At 35.4% G+C, this 18,996-nt stretch carries 24 protein-coding genes; 17 read left to right on the top strand and 7 right to left on the bottom strand.

The annotated features are described in order from the left end of the window. Positions 1-2: 2 nt before the first annotated feature. Genes NSQ40_RS20770 through NSQ40_RS20755 form a run of 4 tightly spaced genes read right to left on the bottom strand, consistent with a single transcriptional unit; the run spans position 3 to position 3,406 of the window. Complete coding sequence (locus tag NSQ40_RS20770; RefSeq protein WP_098158953.1) at positions 3-1,076, bottom strand: ABC transporter permease subunit; 1,074 nt, start codon at positions 1,074-1,076, stop codon at positions 3-5. 12 nt (positions 1,077-1,088) lie between these two features. After that, positions 1,089-2,150 carry an ABC transporter permease gene (locus tag NSQ40_RS20765; RefSeq protein WP_098715898.1) on the bottom strand — a complete coding sequence of 354 codons (1,062 nt, stop codon included), beginning with the start codon at positions 2,148-2,150 and terminating at the stop codon, positions 1,089-1,091. Further along, entirely contained in the window at positions 2,140-3,021 is an 882-nt protein-coding gene (locus tag NSQ40_RS20760; RefSeq protein ID WP_098715897.1) for an ABC transporter ATP-binding protein, read from the bottom strand. Before NSQ40_RS20760 ends, NSQ40_RS20765 begins: the two co-directional genes overlap by 11 nt. Further along, positions 2,987-3,406 (bottom strand): GntR family transcriptional regulator, encoded by a 420-nt coding sequence (locus NSQ40_RS20755; protein ID WP_003200037.1) that lies wholly within the window; start codon positions 3,404-3,406, stop codon positions 2,987-2,989. Before NSQ40_RS20755 ends, NSQ40_RS20760 begins: the two co-directional genes overlap by 35 nt. 165 nt (positions 3,407-3,571) lie before the next feature. On the opposite strand from NSQ40_RS20755, the gene NSQ40_RS20750 reads away from it, so the two are divergent. From NSQ40_RS20750 to NSQ40_RS20695, 12 genes are all read left to right on the top strand, one after another. Continuing rightward, positions 3,572-4,765 carry a D-alanyl-D-alanine carboxypeptidase family protein gene (locus NSQ40_RS20750; protein WP_018766090.1) on the top strand — a complete coding sequence of 398 codons (1,194 nt, stop codon included), beginning with the start codon at positions 3,572-3,574 and terminating at the stop codon, positions 4,763-4,765. A gap of 173 nt (positions 4,766-4,938) precedes the next feature. Next, on the top strand, positions 4,939-5,289 hold the full coding sequence (spoIIAA, locus tag NSQ40_RS20745) for an anti-sigma F factor antagonist (RefSeq protein WP_016116162.1): 351 nt from the start codon (positions 4,939-4,941) through the stop codon (positions 5,287-5,289). Next, positions 5,290-5,730 carry an anti-sigma F factor gene (spoIIAB, locus tag NSQ40_RS20740; RefSeq protein WP_003200026.1) on the top strand — a complete coding sequence of 147 codons (441 nt, stop codon included), beginning with the start codon at positions 5,290-5,292 and terminating at the stop codon, positions 5,728-5,730. It begins immediately after the preceding gene. 12 nt (positions 5,731-5,742) lie between these two features. Then, a complete protein-coding gene (gene sigF / locus NSQ40_RS20735) occupies positions 5,743-6,501 on the top strand; it encodes an RNA polymerase sporulation sigma factor SigF (RefSeq protein WP_003200028.1) in 759 nt (252 codons plus the stop codon). Positions 6,502-6,903: 402 nt separating this feature from the next. Next, complete coding sequence (locus NSQ40_RS20730; RefSeq protein ID WP_016116158.1) at positions 6,904-7,524, top strand: stage V sporulation protein AA; 621 nt, start codon at positions 6,904-6,906, stop codon at positions 7,522-7,524. Next, positions 7,517-7,933: a stage V sporulation protein AB gene (locus tag NSQ40_RS20725; protein ID WP_003200010.1), complete on the top strand. Its 417-nt coding sequence runs from the start codon at positions 7,517-7,519 to the stop codon at positions 7,931-7,933. The genes NSQ40_RS20730 and NSQ40_RS20725 overlap by 8 nt, the downstream gene beginning before the upstream one ends. An 11-nt stretch (positions 7,934-7,944) precedes the next feature. Next, positions 7,945-8,403, top strand: a complete 459-nt coding sequence (gene spoVAC / locus NSQ40_RS20720; protein WP_003200012.1) for a stage V sporulation protein AC — start codon at positions 7,945-7,947, stop codon at positions 8,401-8,403. A 12-nt stretch (positions 8,404-8,415) separates the two neighbouring features. Continuing rightward, positions 8,416-9,432 (top strand): stage V sporulation protein AD, encoded by a 1,017-nt coding sequence (spoVAD, locus tag NSQ40_RS20715; RefSeq protein WP_098158950.1) that lies wholly within the window; start codon positions 8,416-8,418, stop codon positions 9,430-9,432. 3 nt (positions 9,433-9,435) lie between these two features. Further along, positions 9,436-9,786, top strand: coding sequence for a stage V sporulation protein AE (gene spoVAE / locus NSQ40_RS20710; protein WP_003200018.1), 351 nt, complete (start codon positions 9,436-9,438; stop codon positions 9,784-9,786). A 5-nt stretch (positions 9,787-9,791) separates the two neighbouring features. Beyond that, positions 9,792-10,370, top strand: coding sequence for a stage V sporulation protein AE (locus tag NSQ40_RS20705; protein ID WP_026008598.1), 579 nt, complete (start codon positions 9,792-9,794; stop codon positions 10,368-10,370). Continuing rightward, the gene (locus NSQ40_RS20700; protein WP_033796402.1) at positions 10,348-11,820 is read left to right on the top strand and encodes a spore germination protein; all 1,473 of its coding nucleotides are present in this window, start codon (positions 10,348-10,350) and stop codon (positions 11,818-11,820) included. The genes NSQ40_RS20705 and NSQ40_RS20700 overlap by 23 nt, the downstream gene beginning before the upstream one ends. Before the next feature lie 97 nt (positions 11,821-11,917). Beyond that, positions 11,918-12,721 carry a Cof-type HAD-IIB family hydrolase gene (locus NSQ40_RS20695; protein WP_003200008.1) on the top strand — a complete coding sequence of 268 codons (804 nt, stop codon included), beginning with the start codon at positions 11,918-11,920 and terminating at the stop codon, positions 12,719-12,721. Positions 12,722-12,934: 213 nt separating this feature from the next. On the opposite strand, the gene NSQ40_RS20690 is transcribed toward NSQ40_RS20695, so the two are convergent. Next, on the bottom strand, positions 12,935-13,801 hold the full coding sequence (locus tag NSQ40_RS20690) for a DUF1002 domain-containing protein (protein ID WP_006095863.1): 867 nt from the start codon (positions 13,799-13,801) through the stop codon (positions 12,935-12,937). 187 nt (positions 13,802-13,988) lie between these two features. Between NSQ40_RS20690 and NSQ40_RS20685 the strand changes: the two genes are divergently transcribed. Together NSQ40_RS20685 and NSQ40_RS20680 are read left to right on the top strand one after the other, a co-directional pair. After that, on the top strand, positions 13,989-14,426 hold the full coding sequence (locus NSQ40_RS20685; RefSeq protein WP_003208377.1) for a peptidylprolyl isomerase: 438 nt from the start codon (positions 13,989-13,991) through the stop codon (positions 14,424-14,426). A 585-nt stretch (positions 14,427-15,011) separates the two neighbouring features. Then, on the top strand, positions 15,012-15,377 hold the full coding sequence (locus NSQ40_RS20680) for a GNAT family N-acetyltransferase (RefSeq protein ID WP_006095861.1): 366 nt from the start codon (positions 15,012-15,014) through the stop codon (positions 15,375-15,377). Positions 15,378-15,397: 20 nt separating this feature from the next. Here the strand turns inward: NSQ40_RS20680 and NSQ40_RS20675 are convergent, their stop codons facing one another. Further along, positions 15,398-15,916, bottom strand: coding sequence for a DUF309 domain-containing protein (locus NSQ40_RS20675; RefSeq protein WP_003199975.1), 519 nt, complete (start codon positions 15,914-15,916; stop codon positions 15,398-15,400). Positions 15,917-16,162: 246 nt separating this feature from the next. Continuing rightward, entirely contained in the window at positions 16,163-16,258 is a 96-nt protein-coding gene (locus tag NSQ40_RS20670; protein WP_018766085.1) for a YjcZ family sporulation protein, read from the bottom strand. Between the two features lie 169 nt (positions 16,259-16,427). Here NSQ40_RS20670 and NSQ40_RS20665 point away from each other — a divergent pair, with 169 nt between their 5' ends. The 3 genes from NSQ40_RS20665 (at position 16,428) to NSQ40_RS20655 (ending at position 18,931) form a co-directional block, all read left to right on the top strand. Beyond that, complete coding sequence (locus tag NSQ40_RS20665) at positions 16,428-17,165, top strand: segregation/condensation protein A (protein ID WP_003199977.1); 738 nt, start codon at positions 16,428-16,430, stop codon at positions 17,163-17,165. A gap of 213 nt (positions 17,166-17,378) precedes the next feature. Further along, positions 17,379-17,954: an SMC-Scp complex subunit ScpB gene (scpB, locus tag NSQ40_RS20660; RefSeq protein WP_018766084.1), complete on the top strand. Its 576-nt coding sequence runs from the start codon at positions 17,379-17,381 to the stop codon at positions 17,952-17,954. Positions 17,955-18,028: 74 nt separating this feature from the next. After that, positions 18,029-18,931, top strand: coding sequence for a ComEC/Rec2 family competence protein (locus NSQ40_RS20655; protein ID WP_018766083.1), 903 nt, complete (start codon positions 18,029-18,031; stop codon positions 18,929-18,931). Positions 18,932-18,996 lie beyond the last annotated feature (65 nt).

The raw sequence follows: 18,996 nt of genomic DNA, 5'->3' as shown, positions 1-18,996 counted from the left end.
TGTTATTTGAAATTCCAAGAAAACTTCCATCTTAATAAACGTGATAAAAGGAAGTAGCTAACAATACCGGCTCCAAAAAATCCACCATAGTAGTTAAACAGAGACCCACCACTTCCTGCTAATACTCCTCCGAACAGTCCAATCAAGATAACGGAACATATCATAAACGATTTTTTAAGCTTTGGATACAATAGAAATTTCCCATTTTGTTCATTTGGAGATCTAGCATATAAGTACGTACTTAAAGATAATAAAATCAGGATGTTTGCAATTGGACCAATGAGCGTCTTTGCTGAAGGAATGTGAGTAAAGTTTGGTTCATTATGGCGCACTCCATCACCATCGGTATAAGCACGCTGTGGATCATAATCAAATTTAATATGAAACCCTTGTGCAGGTCCAAGAATACTTGCCATTTCTAGTATGTTTGTATATGAATCCGAAATTTCATTCTTTGAAGTAGGATTTTCACCTGTGTGCATAGTAATACATACCACAATAAGAGCAGGAAGTACAAAAGGTAAACCTAGTATTGCAATAGTAAGAAATCCTTGCGAAACAACATTACCAGCAACTGTGCCGATACATAATGCAAGTGTGTAAATAGCAATTAGTATGAGAAGCATATAGAGAAAATAAGTATGAAAAGGTGAAAATAATTGATATTTATTATGAAAAGTTGTCTTTTTCATAATGGCAAAAAGCCCCCAGTTAATTATGACAACTGCTATAATATTGCACACACCAAAAAGCCATTTTGTTAAAAATAGATGTATACGCTTAAATGGCATAGACCATAGAAAATCACTTGATTGATTTTGGCGTTCCCATCCGATGAGGGCGCAAGCTAAAGCGATAATTACACTCCCTTGAATAATAAGGGGATCGATTAGTGAAAGATTATAATGATAATGAAATATATATTTCCATTTATTATTCTCATGAAAATAGTTTAGTTGTTCTGCTGCTGCTAAATAATATTTATATGATAGTACGAAGAAACTTACTAGCCAAAATAACCAAATTATATATTTGCTTTGTTGATATGTGCGTAGCCATAGTGCTTTTTGAAACATAGGATCTCTCCTTTAAAAGGCTTTATAGTTTGTAAGTCGTGATAATATAAAATAGGTGATAGTTCCAACTAAAAAGAAACCAACATAGTAACTAAATAACAAATCAAAATGGTTTAGCATTTGTCCCCCAATTAATGCAAAATACAACGTTGCACTCCATATCCAGAGTGAACGATATTTTTGAAAAAGAAAGATTTTCTTATTATTTTCGTTCGGTGATCTTGTATAAAGAAACACACCAAGAAATAAGCAACAAATTGTGTAGAAGAGTGGAACAAGGATTGCTTTAGCGGAATAGTAACTATGATAAGCAGGCCCTTGTGGAATTCTTTCGTTATCATCGGTTGGCTGGGATTTAGGATGATAACTGTAATTAATAGAAAAATGCATGATAGGAACTGAAATGTCTGTTTTTTTACCAATTGTGTAAAGTGATTCGTAGTTCATATAAATCTTTTTATCTATCGCATCTACATGAGTTGTGAAGAAGAAAATTAAAAGTGAAAAGAATCCCATACCGATTACGCAAAAAGTAATGCTAAAGAAACTTTGTGAAATGATACTTCCGGTAAATGTCCCAATACATAAAGAAGCGGTATAGATTGCCACATAAGAAACAATGGCATAAAGAAAGTATCGATGGAATGGACCAAATGATTGATATTCAAAATGAATTGTTGATTTATAAATGAAATACATAAGAACCCAATTTATGAGAAAGGATCCTACAATAAAAAATGTACCGAAAAGCCACTTTGAAAGAAAAATATCACGTCGTTTAAATGGCATTGCCATAAGTATATTTCCAGACTGGCTACTCCGTTCCCATCCAATTAAGAGGCATGCTAGAGCAATGATAACAATCGCTAACCAAAAGATATCAGAAGAATAAAAAGAATAGTCATAATAAAATTTTCCGTCTTCCAAAAGTTCTGGATGAGAAAAGAGTTGTTGTTGTTCTTGAGCAGCTTGATGGTACTCATAGGGAAGAAAGTAAAGAGTGCTTATAAAGAATATGAACACTACATATTTTCCAAGCTTCCAATTCCGCATCCATAACGCTTTATGAAACATAAACATCCCCCTCAAGTGTCGTAACGAATACATCTTCAAGTGACATTGTTAATTCCTCAATGAGCAGTGGCTGTTCTTTATGGAATTTTTCGAGTGTAGCAGCTACGTTTCCTTCGATTAAAATCGTATATACTTTTCCAGTTTGGTTTAATATTTTAATATTGCTTAAGTTTTCTAGTTTTTGAGGTAGAGAACGTTCATAAGCAACTTGGATTTTTGCATAGCATGACTTTGTGTCATCTAGTGCTGTGACAGAAGCGATTGTATGATTTTTTAAAATGATAATTGTATCAGCAATTTTTTCAACTTCGTCTAAATGATGGGTAGAGATGAAAATTGTAATTTCTTTTTCTGCCACTTCTTCAACGAGAAATTGTAAGATTTGTCTTTTTACAATAGGATCTAGTCCGTTTGTCGGTTCATCTAAAATGATGTATTCTACTTTAGCTGAAAAAGCTAAAATGATAGCGAGCAATGCTTTCATCCCTTTTGAATAGCTACGAATTCGTTTGTTTGGTAAATTGAATCGTTCTAACAGTCGATAGAAATAATCTGCATCAAATGCTGTATAGACTGCTTTATAAAATTTGATGATTTCTTTCACCGTATACCCGTTCAAGATGTTCGTAGAATCCGGTACATAAGCTACCTTCTGCTTAATTTCTGGATGTTTATGAACATCCATATCATCATATGTAACAATTCCGTCATCCGGATCTAAAATCCCAACAAGCGTCCGAAGTAAAGTGGTTTTTCCCGCACCGTTCCTTCCGAGTAATCCAACAATACTTCCTTTTTGTAATGTGAAAGAAATATTGTCTAAAATGACTTGGTTATCAATTGTTTTTTTGATGTTCGTCACTTTCAACATCTGTATTCCCTCCCAGTTCTTTATAGTATGAGTCTATCCAGTCGTGAATTTTTTCTTTCGTAATTCCAAGATAAGAAGCTTCTAGTAATAGTTGGTGAAATTGTTTTTGGACCATAGCAATTTTCCTTTCATCCCATGTCGGTGTAATCGATTGAGAGACAAATGTACCTTTTCCTCGCAGTGTTTCAATAATTCCTTGTCGTTCCAATTCTTGGTACGCTTTGCTTACTGTATTCGGATTAATGACAAGAAGTGAAGCAAGTTCACGTACAGATGGTAGTTTATCGTTTGGTGCTAACATGCTTTTTAGTACGAGTTCTTTTATACTTTGAACAATTTGTTCCCATATCGGAGTGCTGCTTCTTGGATCAAGTTGAATGTGCAAGAGCAATGTCTCCTTCCTGATGAAATTTAAGTGTACTACTAGATGTAATACACTTAATACAATATATATGATAGGTTTGTTTGTCAACACAAATTTATAGAAAAATATGGTATAAAAACATATTATTTGGAAAAAATAGGTTTGATATAGAATGGAGGGTTAGTCATGAAGCGAGTTTTTGGAATACTTGTTTGTTTCATGTTGCTATTTTCTAGTGTTTCAGTTGGCTTTGCACAATCTGAGAAAGCGCAGTCTGAGAAAACAGAAGTAGAAAAGACACCGAAGTTAGCGGAGGAAGCATCGTCAGCAATTGTTATTGAGCAAGATACAGGTAAAGTCTTATTTGAGAAAAGTCCAAATGAAAAACTGCCGCCTGCTAGTATGACAAAGATTATGACAATGTTGCTTATCATGGAACAAGTTGAAAAGGGAAAACTAAAACTAGAGGATAAAGTCAGAGCAAGTGAACATGCAGCTTCAATGGGTGGTTCACAAATCTTTCTTGAGCCGGGTGAAGAGATGACAGTGAATGAAATGCTAAAAGGGATTGCAATTGCATCGGGAAATGATGCATCTGTTGCGGTTGCTGAGCATATCGCTGGTTCAGAAGAAGGCTTTGTAAACATGATGAATAAAAAAGCAAAGGATTTAGGATTGAAAAATACACATTTCCAAAATCCAACGGGTCTTCCAGCGAAAGACCATTATTCAACAGCATATGATATGTCAATTATGGCGAAAGAGTTGATGAAATATCCACTCATTCGAAAATATACAGGAAAGTATGAAGATTACTTACGTGAAAATACAGAGAAAAAGTTTTGGCTTGTGAATACGAATAAATTAGTTCGTTTTTATCCTGGGGTGGATGGGGTGAAAACAGGTTTTACAACAGAAGCAAAATATTGTTTAACAGCATCAGCTGAAAAAAATGGCATGCGTGTCATTTCTGTTGTCATGGGAGCGCCAACATCAAAAGAACGTAACAACCAGGTAACAAAGCTCCTTGATTATGCATTTGGACAATATACAACGAAAAAATTGTATAAACGTGGTGAAAAAATTCAAACAGTAAAAGTAGGAAAAGGGAAGAAAGAAAAGGTAGATTTAGTTTCATCGGATAACGTATCTCTTCTGATGAAAAAAGGCGAGAATATGGACAAGGTAAAACAGGAAGTTATCGCTGAAAAGAAAGTAAAAGCACCAATTAAAAAAGGTGATGCACTCGGTACACTTGTTATAAAAAAAGATAAAGATGTTTTATTAAAGCAAACGATTGTAGCGAAAGAAGATGTTGCTGCAGCGAGCTGGTGGGAACTATTTAAAAGAAGTTTAGGGATGTTTTCAACATCGAAATAGAAGCAAAGGTATTACTACTTTCTTACCCTCATGCATGAAAAAGGTAGAATAATTGCTGAAAGATTCACATTATGACGAAATAGTACTTCTTTTGTCAGTAGGAAGGATTCTTATTTTATGTTCACGAAAACCTTATGTAAATGAGTCAAGTTTAAGCATAAGGAGGAAATCGTGTGAGTCTTTCCATGCATTTAGAAGTAAAGCGTGATGTCTTATGTGTTCGGCTAGCGGGTGAATTAGATCATCATACTGCTGAAGAGTTGCGAGCAAAAGTAACGGATATGATTGAGACGCATCGCGTTCATCATATTGTACTAAGTTTAGAAAAACTAACATTTATGGACAGTTCTGGTCTTGGTGTTATATTAGGCAGATATAAGCATGTTAAAGGTTTAGGAGGGGAGATGGTCGTTTGTGCAATCTCACCTCCTGTAAAGCGTTTATTTGAAATGTCAGGTCTGTTTAAAATCATTCGCTTAGAAGAAAGTGAAGCGCATGCGCTCGCGACATTGGGGGTGGCATAAATGAGAAATGAAATGAACCTTCAATTTTCAGCATTAAGTCAAAATGAATCGTTCGCTCGCGTCACAGTTGCTGCTTTTATTGCACAATTGGATCCAACGATGGAGGAATTGACAGAGATAAAAACAGTTGTGTCTGAAGCAGTCACAAATGCAATTATTCATGGGTATGAAGGGAATGCAGAAGGTGTTGTTTACATTTCAGTGATTTTGGAAGAAGCAATGGTGAAACTCACGATTCGAGATGAAGGGGTTGGCATTTTTAATTTAGATGAGGCAAGGCAACCTCTTTTTACAACTAAACCTGAATTAGAGCGTTCCGGAATGGGATTTACTATCATGGAAAATTTTATGGATGAAGTAGAAGTTATTTCAAATGAATCTTTCGGGACAACAATCCATTTGACAAAATACTTATCAAATAGTAACGCTCTATGCAATTAAGGAGAATTGCCTATGGACATTGAGGTCAGAAATGAGAAGAAGAAACCTCAGTTAAAGGACCACGAGTTAAAAGCGTTAATTCAAAAAAGTCAAGATGGAGACCAACAAGCAAGAGATACAATAGTCCAAAGTAATATGCGTCTTGTATGGTCAGTTGTGCAACGTTTCCTCAATCGAGGATATGAACCAGATGATTTATTTCAAATTGGCTGTATTGGACTCTTGAAATCGGTAGACAAATTTGATTTGTCTTTCGACGTGAAATTCTCAACCTATGCAGTTCCAATGATTATTGGAGAAATACAGCGATTTTTGCGTGATGATGGATCCGTGAAAGTAAGTCGTTCTTTAAAGGAGACTGGAAATAAGATTCGAAAGATGAAAGATGAGCTTTCTAAAGAATATGGAAGAGCTCCAACGATTAATGAGGTAGCAGAAGCGCTTGAGTTGACACCAGAAGAAGTTGTTCTTGCGCAAGAAGCGAGTCGCACACCATCATCCATACATGAAACAGTTTATGAAAATGATGGAGATCCCATTACGATACTAGATCAAATCGCGGATCAAACAGAAACGAAATGGTTTGATAAAATCGCTTTAAAAGAGGCAATTAGAGAATTGGATGAGCGTGAACGCTTAATTGTATATTTGCGCTATTATAAAGATCAAACTCAATCAGAAGTAGCAGAGCGAATTGGAATTTCACAAGTCCAAGTATCAAGGCTTGAAAAGAAAATATTAAAACAGATGAAAGATCGAATAGATGAATAGCCATCTATTCGATTTTTTTGCTTTGAACTAGAAACCAGTGATAGTTCAAATAAGATTGAGAAGAAGAAAAAATCGCATCTTATGTTACTGTTGTTATCCTTTCCAAAATCAAAAAATTTCATTCACCCAGAAGTATTTATGTAATTTATTGATAATTATGTAAATTAGGAATGTAATTCAAGTATAAACTTGTCATAGAGGGGAAAGGAAACCTTAATAAACCTCACTTGAAAGTTCAAAATATGAAAATAACGCTTCTAAAAAAATACAGTTACTTTATTCACCGAGTGATTATTCATTAAAAATCCAACGTGCAAAGTTCCATTTTATAAAAAAAGTTGTATTAGAAAATTTTCCAGAAACCATACTACAACTACGAGGAATAGTAAAGAGGTGAATGGAGTGGAGCGAACAATCTATCTCAAAATGCGAAATCGTCTGCAAGTATCCCCTTCATATGAGGTGAAGATTGAAGATATTGCACAAGTAGTTGGGGATTCTGGCTTAGTAGAAAAAATAAAAAAGCAACTTGTCTATAAAATCACAAAACGTGATAAAACACATGTTGTAATTGATGCGATGAAAATCATTCAAGTGATTCAACAAACTACGCAGCATATACAAATTAATTTATTTGGTCCTGGGCAAACACTTGTAGAAATCGTCTATGAAAAAAAGAAAGTACACCCCATTTTCTTTGGATTGGTTTGGATGTTACTTTTTGTCGGTGCGGCTCTTGCGATTATTTATTTTCATGAAGATGTAAGTATGCAGCAAGTACACTGGCGCTTATATTACATGATTACGGGAGAAATCAACTATAAACCGCTCCTGTTTCAAATTCCGTATTCTTTAGGACTGGGATTAGGGATGGTCTTATTTTTTAATCATGTGTTTCAAAAACGAATTAATGAAGAGCCAAGTCCGTTAGAAGTGGAAATGTTCCAGTATCAACAGTCACTCGATCAATATGTCATGATCAATGAAAATAAAGAGAGTGCAAAACAAATCGCAGATGATTGAGTATGGAGTAGTGATAGTAATTGGGCTTGCTGGTGGGATCGCAGTTGGAGGGGGATATGTGGCATTTTTAGCTGTGCTTGGTGTAATCCCACGTTTAGCCCAGTTAACAAGGAGTGGCCATCGGGTTCAATTTTTTGAGTGGGCCGTAATTGGTGGTTCTTTGGCCGGAGCATGGTGCAGTTTAAGAGATATAACCTTTCAAACATCTCAGTATTGGCTCGTTTTACTTGGCTTATTTTGTGGAACATTTATTGGTATGCTTGCTGCGGCTTTGACAGAGGTATTGAATGTTTTACCTATATTAGCAAAACGAGTAGGCGTAGATGGGAAAATTGTCATTCTACTCGTTGCACTTGTACTTGGAAAGGTAATGGGCTCTTTATTTCATTGGATTTATTTTGCAAGATAGGAGGTATCAAGATGGCCCAAAATAAATTAAAAGATGATTACATAAATAAAGTGAAAAATTATCATCCAAAGCCAAATTATGTGATGAATTGTGTAAAAGCTTTTGTTGTAGGTGGACTGATTTGTGCAGTAGGTGAATGCTTGATGAAATTTTATATGTATTATTTTCACTTTAATGAGCAAAATGCGGGAAATCCTACGATAGCAACACTTGTATTATTATCAGCCATATTAACTGGATTTGGTGTATATGATAAAATCGGTCAATTCGGAGGGGCTGGTTCAGCAGTTCCTGTTACTGGATTTGCAAATTCAATGGCAAGTGCGGCAATGGAGCACCGTAGTGAGGGAATTGTACTCGGAGTTGCTACAAATATGTTTAAGCTTGCTGGAAGTGTTATTGTATTTGGAGTTGTTGGAGCATACATTGTTGGTCTAATTCGATATACGTTTAAACTTTGGTTGTCTTAAAGGAGATTAGATATGAGATTGACAGGGAAGCAAACATGGGTATTTCAAAATAATATATTTGTGAATGCAACAGGTACTGCTGTCGGTCCAAAAGAAGCGGAAGGTCCTCTTGGAAAGTGTTTTGATATTTCATATGATGATTTGCATTGTGAGGAAGAAAATTGGGAGCTTGCTGAAAGAAGATTGATGAATGATTCAATTCAGCAGGTCATACAAAAGGGGGATATAAAGCCTTCGCAAATTGATTTTTTTTTAGCGGGAGATTTATTAAACCAAACCGTTACAGCAAATTATGTGGCGAGGGAGCTTGGGATTCCTTTTTTAGGAATGTTCAGCGCTTGTGCATCATCAATGGAGACACTAGCGATTGGATCGGCCTTTATTGATGGAGGCTTTGCTAATCGTGTGATAGCTACGGTTAGTAGTCATAATGCAACTGCAGAACGGCAGTTTCGTTATCCGACAGAATACGGGGGGCAAAGACCTGGTTCAGCAACTTCAACTGTTACAGGGGCAGGGACGGCTTTAATTAGTAAAGAACAGAGCAATATTAAAATAACGGCTGCAACCATTGGAAAAGTGCAAGATTTAGGAATTACAGATCCTTTTGATATGGGATCAGCAATGGCACCTGCTGCTGCCCATACGATTCAACAGCACTTTGAAGATTTAGGGAGAAGTGCAGCTGATTATGATCTTATCGTTACAGGGGATTTATCAGGTGTTGGGGCACCAATTACGAAGCAACTTTTACTTGAGGAAGGGTATGACTTAGGAAATGTATATAATGACTGCGGATTAATGATTTATAACAAGGATCAAGAAGAGGTTTTTGCAGGTGGAAGCGGTTGTGCCTGTTCGGCAGTTGTAACATACGGTCATTTACTACAAGAAATGAAAAAAGGAAACTTACAGCGTATTTTTGTAGTTGCAACAGGAGCGTTGTTAAGCCCGATTATGATACAACAAAAAGAAACGATTCCGACAATTGCACACGGCGTTGTATTTGAAAGGATAAAAGGGGTGTGAATTGTGGATTTTGTATACGCGTTCATCGTTGGGGGAGCTATCTGTGTAGTAGGACAGCTTTTATTGGATTTTGCTAAATTAACTCCTGCACATTTGATGGCAACTTTTGTAGTAATTGGAGCGGTTTTAGATAGCTTTGGACTATATGATAAGCTCATAAAATTTGCAGGTGCTGGAGCAACTGTTCCGATAACGAGCTTTGGACATTCCCTTTTGCATGGAGCACTAGAGGCGGCTGAAAAACATGGTTACTTAGGAATTGGAATGGGTATGTTTAGTTTGACTTCTTCAGGTATTTCAGCATCGATATTATTTGCATTTTTTGTAGCACTTATATGTAAACCGAAAGGATAAATCAAATGAGACGAAGGGTTATTTTGGTGACAGATGGAGATGAATATGCAAAGCGAGCAATTGAGCTGTTAACAAAGGAGTTTGGCGGAAGATGTATTTCAGCATCGCAAAGTAATCCGACGAAATTGACAGGGAAAAAGATTGTGGAGCTAATTATGCAAACGCCATATGACCCTGTATTTGTCATGTTTGATGATAGTGGATTTATAGGAGAAGGTTCAGGTGAAAAAGCGTTAAAATATGTGGCAATGCATAAACAAATTGATGTTCTTGGCATTTTAGCTGTTGCATCTAATACACATCATTGGGAGTGGGCGCGTGTAGATGTCAGCGTAGATCGAGAAGGCAGATTAACAGAATACGGTGTTGATAAATTTGGACTTCCTGATGGTGAAATTGGGAGAATTAATGGGGATACGATTTATTGTTTAGATGCATTAAATGTGCCTGTAATTGTTGGAATTGGTGATATAGGGAAAATGTGTGGAAATGATGAGTGGGAACGAGGATCACCAATTACCAAAAAAGCAATTCAATTAATTTTAGAAAGAAGTGGGTTTTATGACGAAACAGAAGAAAGTTAATATTCCGATTTCTTCCTTCTTGAGTGATAATGAAAATTATTTAAAACAAACAGTTGGGCTTGGCGTCACATTTGATGTTGGGATTCGTAAGTTTCAAATTCTTGATAAAGAAATCGGTGTATTATTTGTAAATGGATTGTGTGATACAAATTACCTCATTCACATTTTGGAAGAAGCAGTAGATACAAATGAAATAAGAGATGTTGAAGAAGATACAGTTAAGCTTTTAGAAAATCGCCTTATCCATCAACAAGTAAGTAAAGTAAAAACGATGGATGAGGTAATGCTACAAGTATTATCGGGACTTGTTATTATCTTTGTGGAAGGTGAAACAGAGGCCTTTGCAATCGATGTTCGTAGTTATCCAGGACGAACACCAACAGAACCAGATACAGAAAAAGTAGTGCGCGGGGCAAGAGATGGTTTTGTAGAAAATATCATTGTAAATACAGGGCTAATAAGAAGGCGTATTCGCGATCCGCGCCTTCGAAACGAAATTATCCGGGTTGGGGATCGGTCACAAACGGATATTTGTATTACCTATGTTCAGGACGTTGCGAATCCAGATTTGGTAAAAATCATTAAGCAAGAACTAGAAAGTATTGAAGTAGATGGAATTACAATGGCTGACAAAACGATTGAAGAATTTTTAGTGAAGCAGGGTTATAATCCTTTCCCGCTTATTCGTTATACAGAAAGACCAGATGTAGCGGCAAATCATTTATTAGAAGGGCATGTATTAGTTATTGTTGATACATCTCCAAGTGTAATGATTACACCAACAACTTATTTTCATCATGTGCAGCACGCAGAAGAGTTTAGACAAAACCCGGCAGTTGGTACATTTTTACGATGGGTTCGTTTTGTAGGTATTATATTTTCTGTGTTTTTATTGCCGTTTTGGCTCGTTTTTGTGTTCGATCCAACGTTGTTACCAGAGAAGCTTGCTTTCATTGGACCAAATAAAATGACCCATCTCCCTATTATATTACAAATAATTATGGCCGATATTGGACTTGAGTTTTTGCGAATGGCATCGATTCATACACCAACTCCTTTATCATCAGCTACCGGCTTAATTTCAGCGATTTTAATTGGGCAAATTGCAATTGACGTTGGGTTATTTGTTCCAGAAGTTATTTTATATACAGCGGTTTCAATGATTGGAATATATGCAACACCAAGTTATGAATTAGGACTTGGAAACAAACTTGGAAAATTATTTGTCATTATTTTAACTGGTTTGTTCCATGAGATAGGATTTATAATTGGCATGACGATGTTAATTTTATTTTTAACGTCTATCAGAAGTTTACAAACACCATATTTATGGCCGTTTTTGCCATTTGACTGGGGGGCATTAAAAACAATATTATTACGCCCAGCCATGTCTAGTTTAAAAGTACGCCCAAGCATTGTACATCCACAAAATATACGTAGACAAAAATAAGCAGGAATCAATCTTCCTGCTTATTTTTTATTAGAAATTTATCGTATTTTAACAAAATCACAACATTTTTTTCGTACACTTAGAGTAGACATTGTGTATGAAAGGGGAAGAGGGCATGATTAAATTATTTGTAAGTGATTTAGATGATACACTTTTTTATAATGTAAGCAATATTCATAAGGAAGATGAAAAAGCACTTTGTTGGTTAGCGGAAAAAGGGACAAATATTTGCTTTGCTTCTGGTCGTTTTACGCATCGAATTCATGATGCAGTTAGGCAATTCTCATTTCCATATTACACGACAGGATTAAATGGTGCTACGATGCTATTACCAAACGGACAAATATTCCATGAATCGAAATTCAATGATGGAGTTGCCCAGGAAATATATCGATATATACATGAAAAAAGGCTAGCTGATATTGTGTGTGCAAAAGAGCAGAGATATACGAAAAAGAAAAATGAACATCATTATGTTTTTGAAGAATATATGGGTGTGCATATTGCTGAAATAGAAACATTAGAGGAGGAATTTGGTAAAAAAATCCATCCTGCAAAGTTGTTTGTGTATGGAGAAGCAGAAAAGATTGTGACATTGGATCAAGAGCTAAGAGACACTTTTCATGAGCACGCTGAGATTTTTATTTCTGGAAAAGGATATGTAGATATTATGCCAATGGGGGTTAGTAAAGGAAGTGCTTTAAAACGTTTGATGGAGCATTTGAAAATTGAAGCGCATGAAGTAGCATGTATTGGTGATTCTTTTAATGACATTTCTATGTTTGAAGTAACACCGCATTCTTTTACTCTTCATCATGCACATCCATATGTGAAGGAAAAGGCATGTCATGTTGTTCGTTCTGTAGAGGAAGCGATTATGAAATTACCGTTGCTTATATAATAGATAAATCCATTTTGATTTTTCACATATAAGCTGCTATGAAAAACAAAAGGTGACCTGCACTCGTTTTCTCTCTTTGTTTTCACTTGGTATGGGGAAGGAAGAGGATCTGACCGCTTCTATGCACGGCCAGATGCTTAAAAAGAAAGATTTTATGTCGGTTTTTTAATTTGGATTTATATAATAAAAAGCTCGTCAATGACGAGCTTTTTATTACTTAAATAATGATTTAATAAAATCAATGATACTAGAGAAGAAATCTTTTACTTTATCTAGGAAGCCTTGTCCTTCTTCAGATCCTAAAAATGCTGAAACATGTTCTTTCGCTTTATTTAATTGGCTACCAACTTGGTTCCAGTCAATATTTAAATTTTTCATTTTATCAAATAATGAAACTAAGCTATCTAATTGCTCATCTGTTAGTGTAATACCAAGTTGATCAGCAATTTTTTTAATTAGCGCACGTAAATCTTCTGTTGTTTTTGGCTGTTCTTTAGCAATTTCTTCTTTTACTTTCGCAACAAGTTGAACAGCTTTTTCGTCACCAATTTTGTCACCAAGTTTCGCTGTTTGTACCATTTCTTCGTTAGCTACTTTTTTTACTTCTTCAGGAATTTCTTTTTTCGATGTTGTTTCGTAAGCCTTCATTAATCCTGTTAAAGCAGCTGTTCCTGATACTTTAAATGGTGCCGTGATTTGGATCTCTGCATCTTTAACACCTGCTGTGATGAGTGCGTTTGTATACATTGCATCTGTTACCCAATTAATGTTTTTCGCTCGCACAATAAGACCTGATCCTGGTTTTGTATACGTAATTATAGAAGAGGAAATAGCTCTCGTACCAATTTGTGCTTTTGGAACAATACCCTCTAAAAATTTATGTTCTTCCGCATTAGATACAGTAATAATTTGCGCATCTTTTGGCGCTTTCATTTCTTTTAAAAGATCTTGTTTTTGTTGTTCAGATAAATTTTCTCCTAATGTAACGATTGATTCTCCCTCAATCACGTCTGCAAATGAAGCTGTTGGGATCATAAACACCGTAACAGCTAGTAGCAAAGCTAATAGTTTCGTTTTCACGAAAAATCGCTCCCTTTCTCTTTCTGAAATTTGCGGGCAACACAGTAATTATAGTATATTTTTAAAATTTGTCATCCGTCTTCTTGCTGATTTTAAAAAAGAAGTATACAGATTGTCGGATTCTTTTTGTTTCTGAGCACGAATATGGTAATATAGTGCTGAGATAGTTGAAAGGAGACATATACGTATGAAAACTTTAGGATACATATTAATGGAGAATGGTGAAAAAATTGAATTAGAATTTTTCCCAGAAGAAGCACCGAAAACAGTTGAAAATTTCAAAAAATTAGCAGATCAAGGATTCTATAATGGTGTTACATTCCACCGCGTTATTCCTGGTTTCGTAAGCCAAGGTGGAGACCCAACAGGAACAGGTGCAGGCGGTCCTGGTTACTCTATTCCATGTGAAACTGAAGGGAATCCGCATAGACATGTAGTTGGATCACTTTCTATGGCACATGCTGGCCGTAATACAGGTGGTAGCCAATTCTTCATCGTTCATGAGCCACAACCACATTTAGATGGTGTACATACTGTATTTGGTAAAGCGACAAGCGGTATTGAAACAGTATTAAACATGCGTCAAGGCGATGTAATGAAAGAAGTTAAAGTTTGGGAAGAATAAATTGAAGAGAGCAAAGTGCTCTCTTTTTATTTTTTTACTGTTAAATAATCATCATTCAAAAGCTTTATATGATATTAAGAGAAGATTGAAAACATGTAAGTATAAAATTTTGCTTTGTTCCATATTTGTAGTGGCAATCGGAGAAAAAATTTAAATTAAGAAAAGTTGTAATCTATAAACAGGAATTTGTGGGCAATATGCAGTAAATGATAAGAGAGAGTAAATGATAAAGTTATTATAGCTAACTAAATTGTTAGCGATAGAACTATTTTTGTAAAAATACATAGGATACAGTAAAGTTTTATTTCGTTATTCGTGGTTTATAAGTTTTGTAGTTCAATGTGTTATGCGAGAAGCTAAAAAGTTAGATGGAGTTTATTCATTAGCTTGAGAAAAGTAAATTCTCAATGAGAGAATTTCTTTTATTACTATACATTTGACTTTCCTACATTCTCTTTGTATGATTATCAAGTTGTTTTGGCAGCCCTTCTCACTATAGTGAAAATATTGTAAAATGGAGATGATATAGCAATAGTGGTAGAGGGGATACATGGTTTGTAACTTTTGTAAGAAGGGATAAGGTTTATGTTAATTCGTTTTAAAAAAAGTTATGAAAAGATTGCAATGGGGCTTCTTTCGTTTATGCCGACTGAAAAAGATGTTAAAATTTTACAATTGACAATGAAAGAATATGATAAAAATGATAGTTGGCAACTATATTTGTGGAAACAAAATGATGATTTTGTTGGGATAGTTGGAGTTATCAACGAAGAAAATGTATTACAGATTCAACATCTTAGTGTGAATCCATCTCATCGTCACATGGGGATTGGTACAAAGATGGTACAAGAATTAAAAAATAAGTTTCAAGGTATTACAATTTGTGGAAACGAACAAACAGCTAGTTTTTTTGAAAAGTGTAAGGGAATTGAACAAAATATACATTCATAAAAGCAGAGATGGAATTTGTGTCATCTCTGCTTTCTTTTTTTTAGTTGCTCGTTTCGTTCGGCAATTACATCATTTCTGTCACGCAATTTGTGTTTATGGATAATGTATTCAGTAGGTAGTGAATGAGCATCTTTCCAAGGAATCATTTTTTCTGTACATAATTGTAAGCATGTGTTTTCTAAAGAGGAATCTGAAAAAGGAAAAAATATAGGTGCAAAAGGTTCTTTTGATTGAATGGACTGTAATTGTTTTTGTAATATAGTTAAAAGTTTTGGGTAATCAAGACCTAATCTGTGTACTTGTATACTTTCCTTTTTTAAAATAGCAATGGCGCTTTTCATCATTCGCATTGAACCATTCCAATTTGAGCGTCTGTGATGGTATAAAGCAACTGCTATTTGAATAAAACCAACCCAGTAGTTTTCTCGCTCTCCTCGTGGTTTCAATTTCCAATATTCTTCTAGTACTTCGTGACATTCAAAGTAATCATAATCTCCATGAAAATGAATTAAAAATTGTATGTATGCTGTAGGATACATCCTTTTCGCTCCTGTCTAAACGGTCTTACGTACAGTTTATCATAAAGTGAAACTATGATGTGATCAATGGAGTTTTCTTTATCTACACTGATTATCAGCCCTCACCAATCGGGCTTTTACGGGCAACCCGCCCCATACCTCACTTCTTTACTTTTACTGAATTTTAAGGTGAGATCTTACTGCACGCGAATAACGGGATAAATAATAAACGACTAGAGAATCTCTAGCCGTTTATTATATTCTGCATTAGCAGAAGCAAGCCGCGCCTACAATGATTAATAAGATAAAGAGCACAACAAGTAAAGCGAAACCGCCGTTAAAACCACAATCAATATGGCCCATAGTTTTTTTACCTCCTACATTGAACTTACTACACTTTTATCATATGAAGAGGTGGGCATTGTTGCATGGGCAGGTGTCTATTTTCAACTAAATTTCTGAAAAAGGTTGGATAGAACATAAGTATGCTCTATACTTATGTTGTTATAGAAAAAATGTGGTGGGATGCTTTGTGCAATATAATTTTAAAGTAGAGGCTTTTGAAGGGCCTTTAGATCTATTGTTACATTTAATTCATCGCTATGAAATTGATATATATAATATTCCTGTAGCGGAAATTACAGAGCAGTATTTATCTTATATTCATACGATGAAAGACTTGCAACTGGATGTTGCAAGTGAGTATTTGGTGATGGCTGCAACGCTATTGCAAATTAAAAGTAAAATGCTGTTACCGAAACAAGAGGAAGATGTACCTGATAATGGTGAAGACTTTATAGATGATCCCCGTCAAGAGTTGATGGAGCGGTTAATTGAATATAAAAAATATAAGCAAGTTGCTGCTGAATTAAAAGAGAGAGAACAAGAAAGAGCACAACTTTATACACGTTCACCAATCGATTTTACATCATTTCAGCAAGAAGAGGAGACAAGTTTACCTCTCGATATAACACTGTATGATATGTTAGCAGCATTTCAAAAACTTATGCGTCGTAAAAAATCAAAACGTCCGGTAACAACGCGAATTGCTCGTCAAGAAATACCGATTGAACAACGTATGAGTGATATTTTACAGCAATTAGAAACAGCGGAAGGACGCCAAAGTTTTTATGATTTATTCGTTGATGAAGAGCGCGAAGTAATGGTTGTAACGTTTTTAGCCATACTCGAACTTATGAAAAACCAACAAATTATTATTGAGCAAGAACACAATTTTGATGAAATCTTTTTGACTCGCTCTAAAGTTTAGTAAAACTCCCATTTCAAAATTGTGAGGAAAACTAGCAGTAAGTATTTGATTAGTCAAAACGAATGATCAGTGGAAATAATCCCCGCTGATCATGGTTTCGCATAATCTTGTTTGGAACGATAAAAGGAATGTTGGACCGGTCGCAATATACTGTGATTCGGTTTTTATTGTGGATATTTTTGTATGGAAAGATATGAGAAAGGAGATTGTATGTTGGATAGAAAAGAACAGATGGCAATTGTTGAGGGGCTTTTATTTGTTGCGGGTGATGAAGGAGTTTATCCGGAACAAATTGCAAAAGTACTTGAAATTGAAGTGAAAGATGTAATTCAGATTATCGAGGAAATGCAAAGGGAATGTGAAGGTGTACAGCGAGGGTTGCAAATTGTACAATTTGCAAAAGTGTATCGCTTTGCCACAAAAAAAGAACATGCGCCTTATTATCAAAAATTAATGGATACACCAACAGCAGCGTCTCTTTCCCAGGCTGCTCTTGAAACATTGGCGATTGTTGCTTATCGCCAGCCAATTACAAGAACGGAAATGGAAGAAATTCGTGGTGTGAAAACAGATCGAGCACTGCAAACATTGGTATCGCACTTACTTATAAAAGAAACGGGCCGGGCAGAAGGACCAGGGCGCCCTATTTTATATGGTACTACGAAAGAGTTCTTAGATACGTTTGGACTTCAAACATTAGATGATTTACCAACCCTTTCTGAAGAAAATGAACAAATGAATGAAGCTGACTTATTCTTTGGCTCCTTGCAGGAATTGTCAAAATCGTAGCTTAGCGCATTGCTAAGCTTTTTTGTATATGAAATACGACTCGTGCCATACTAAATGAAAAAAGGAGACGAATTATGAAAGTTGTACGGATTATTCTATTGCTAGTTTCTGTTTTAATATGTTTTTCATTAAACAGCACATCTGTCAAAAGATATATGACGTCTGTTCATACTGTGTCCTCTTTTTCCAAGCAACGTCCACATTTAGGAAGAATGAAAGTGAGTTTTTTTAAGGTAGGACAAGGTGATGCCACACTTATTATTTTACCTAATGGTCAAACAATGTTAATCGATGGAGGACCTTATGAGGCTGGAGAGGTAATTATTCAGAAATTAATTGAAAAAGGAATTAACCATTTAGATGTTGTGGTAGGGACGCATCCAGATATGGATCATATAGGAGGGCTTATACCGATTATAGAACAAATGCCAGTTTCACTTGTATTAGATAGCGGCAAAACCTATAGTTCTTTTACATATCATACGTATAGGAACGATATTAAAAAGAGGGGAATTCCATTTGTTCGTGTAAAACAGGGACAGCATATACCGTTAGATCCCCAAGTTTCAATTCAAGTATTAAATAATGGGAAGTCAAAGGATGAAAATAATGAATCATCAATTGTTTTAAAAGTTCGATATGGTAAAGCTGATTTTTTGCTAATGGGAGATGCGGATATACAAACTGAAAAGAAAATAATAAAGCAATATGATGTGCATGCTGATGTTTTAAAGGTAGGTCACCACGGTTCATATACGTCAACTAGTGAACAATTTTTAGAGGAGGCAAACCCTCAATTTGCTATTCTTTCTTATGATAAAAAAAATCCATATGGGCATCCACATCAAAGTGTAGTAAACAGGTTAAAGAGATATGGTGTCATGACATATACAACGGATAAACGAACGGTAGAAATTGAAACGGATGGAGACCATATTGCAATATGGTCAAATACGCCGCTTCCATTGTTAAAGTAAAGAAGTAGTTAAAACTGTATAATAGAATGCTAAGTAGGAAAATGGAAACAAGGAATTGGTATTCG

It is taken from the genome of Bacillus sp. FSL K6-6038 (genome assembly GCF_038050455.1).
Classification (GTDB): domain Bacteria; phylum Bacillota; class Bacilli; order Bacillales; family Bacillaceae_G; genus Bacillus_A; species Bacillus_A pseudomycoides.
This window is presented reverse-complemented; position numbering and strand designations above follow the sequence as displayed.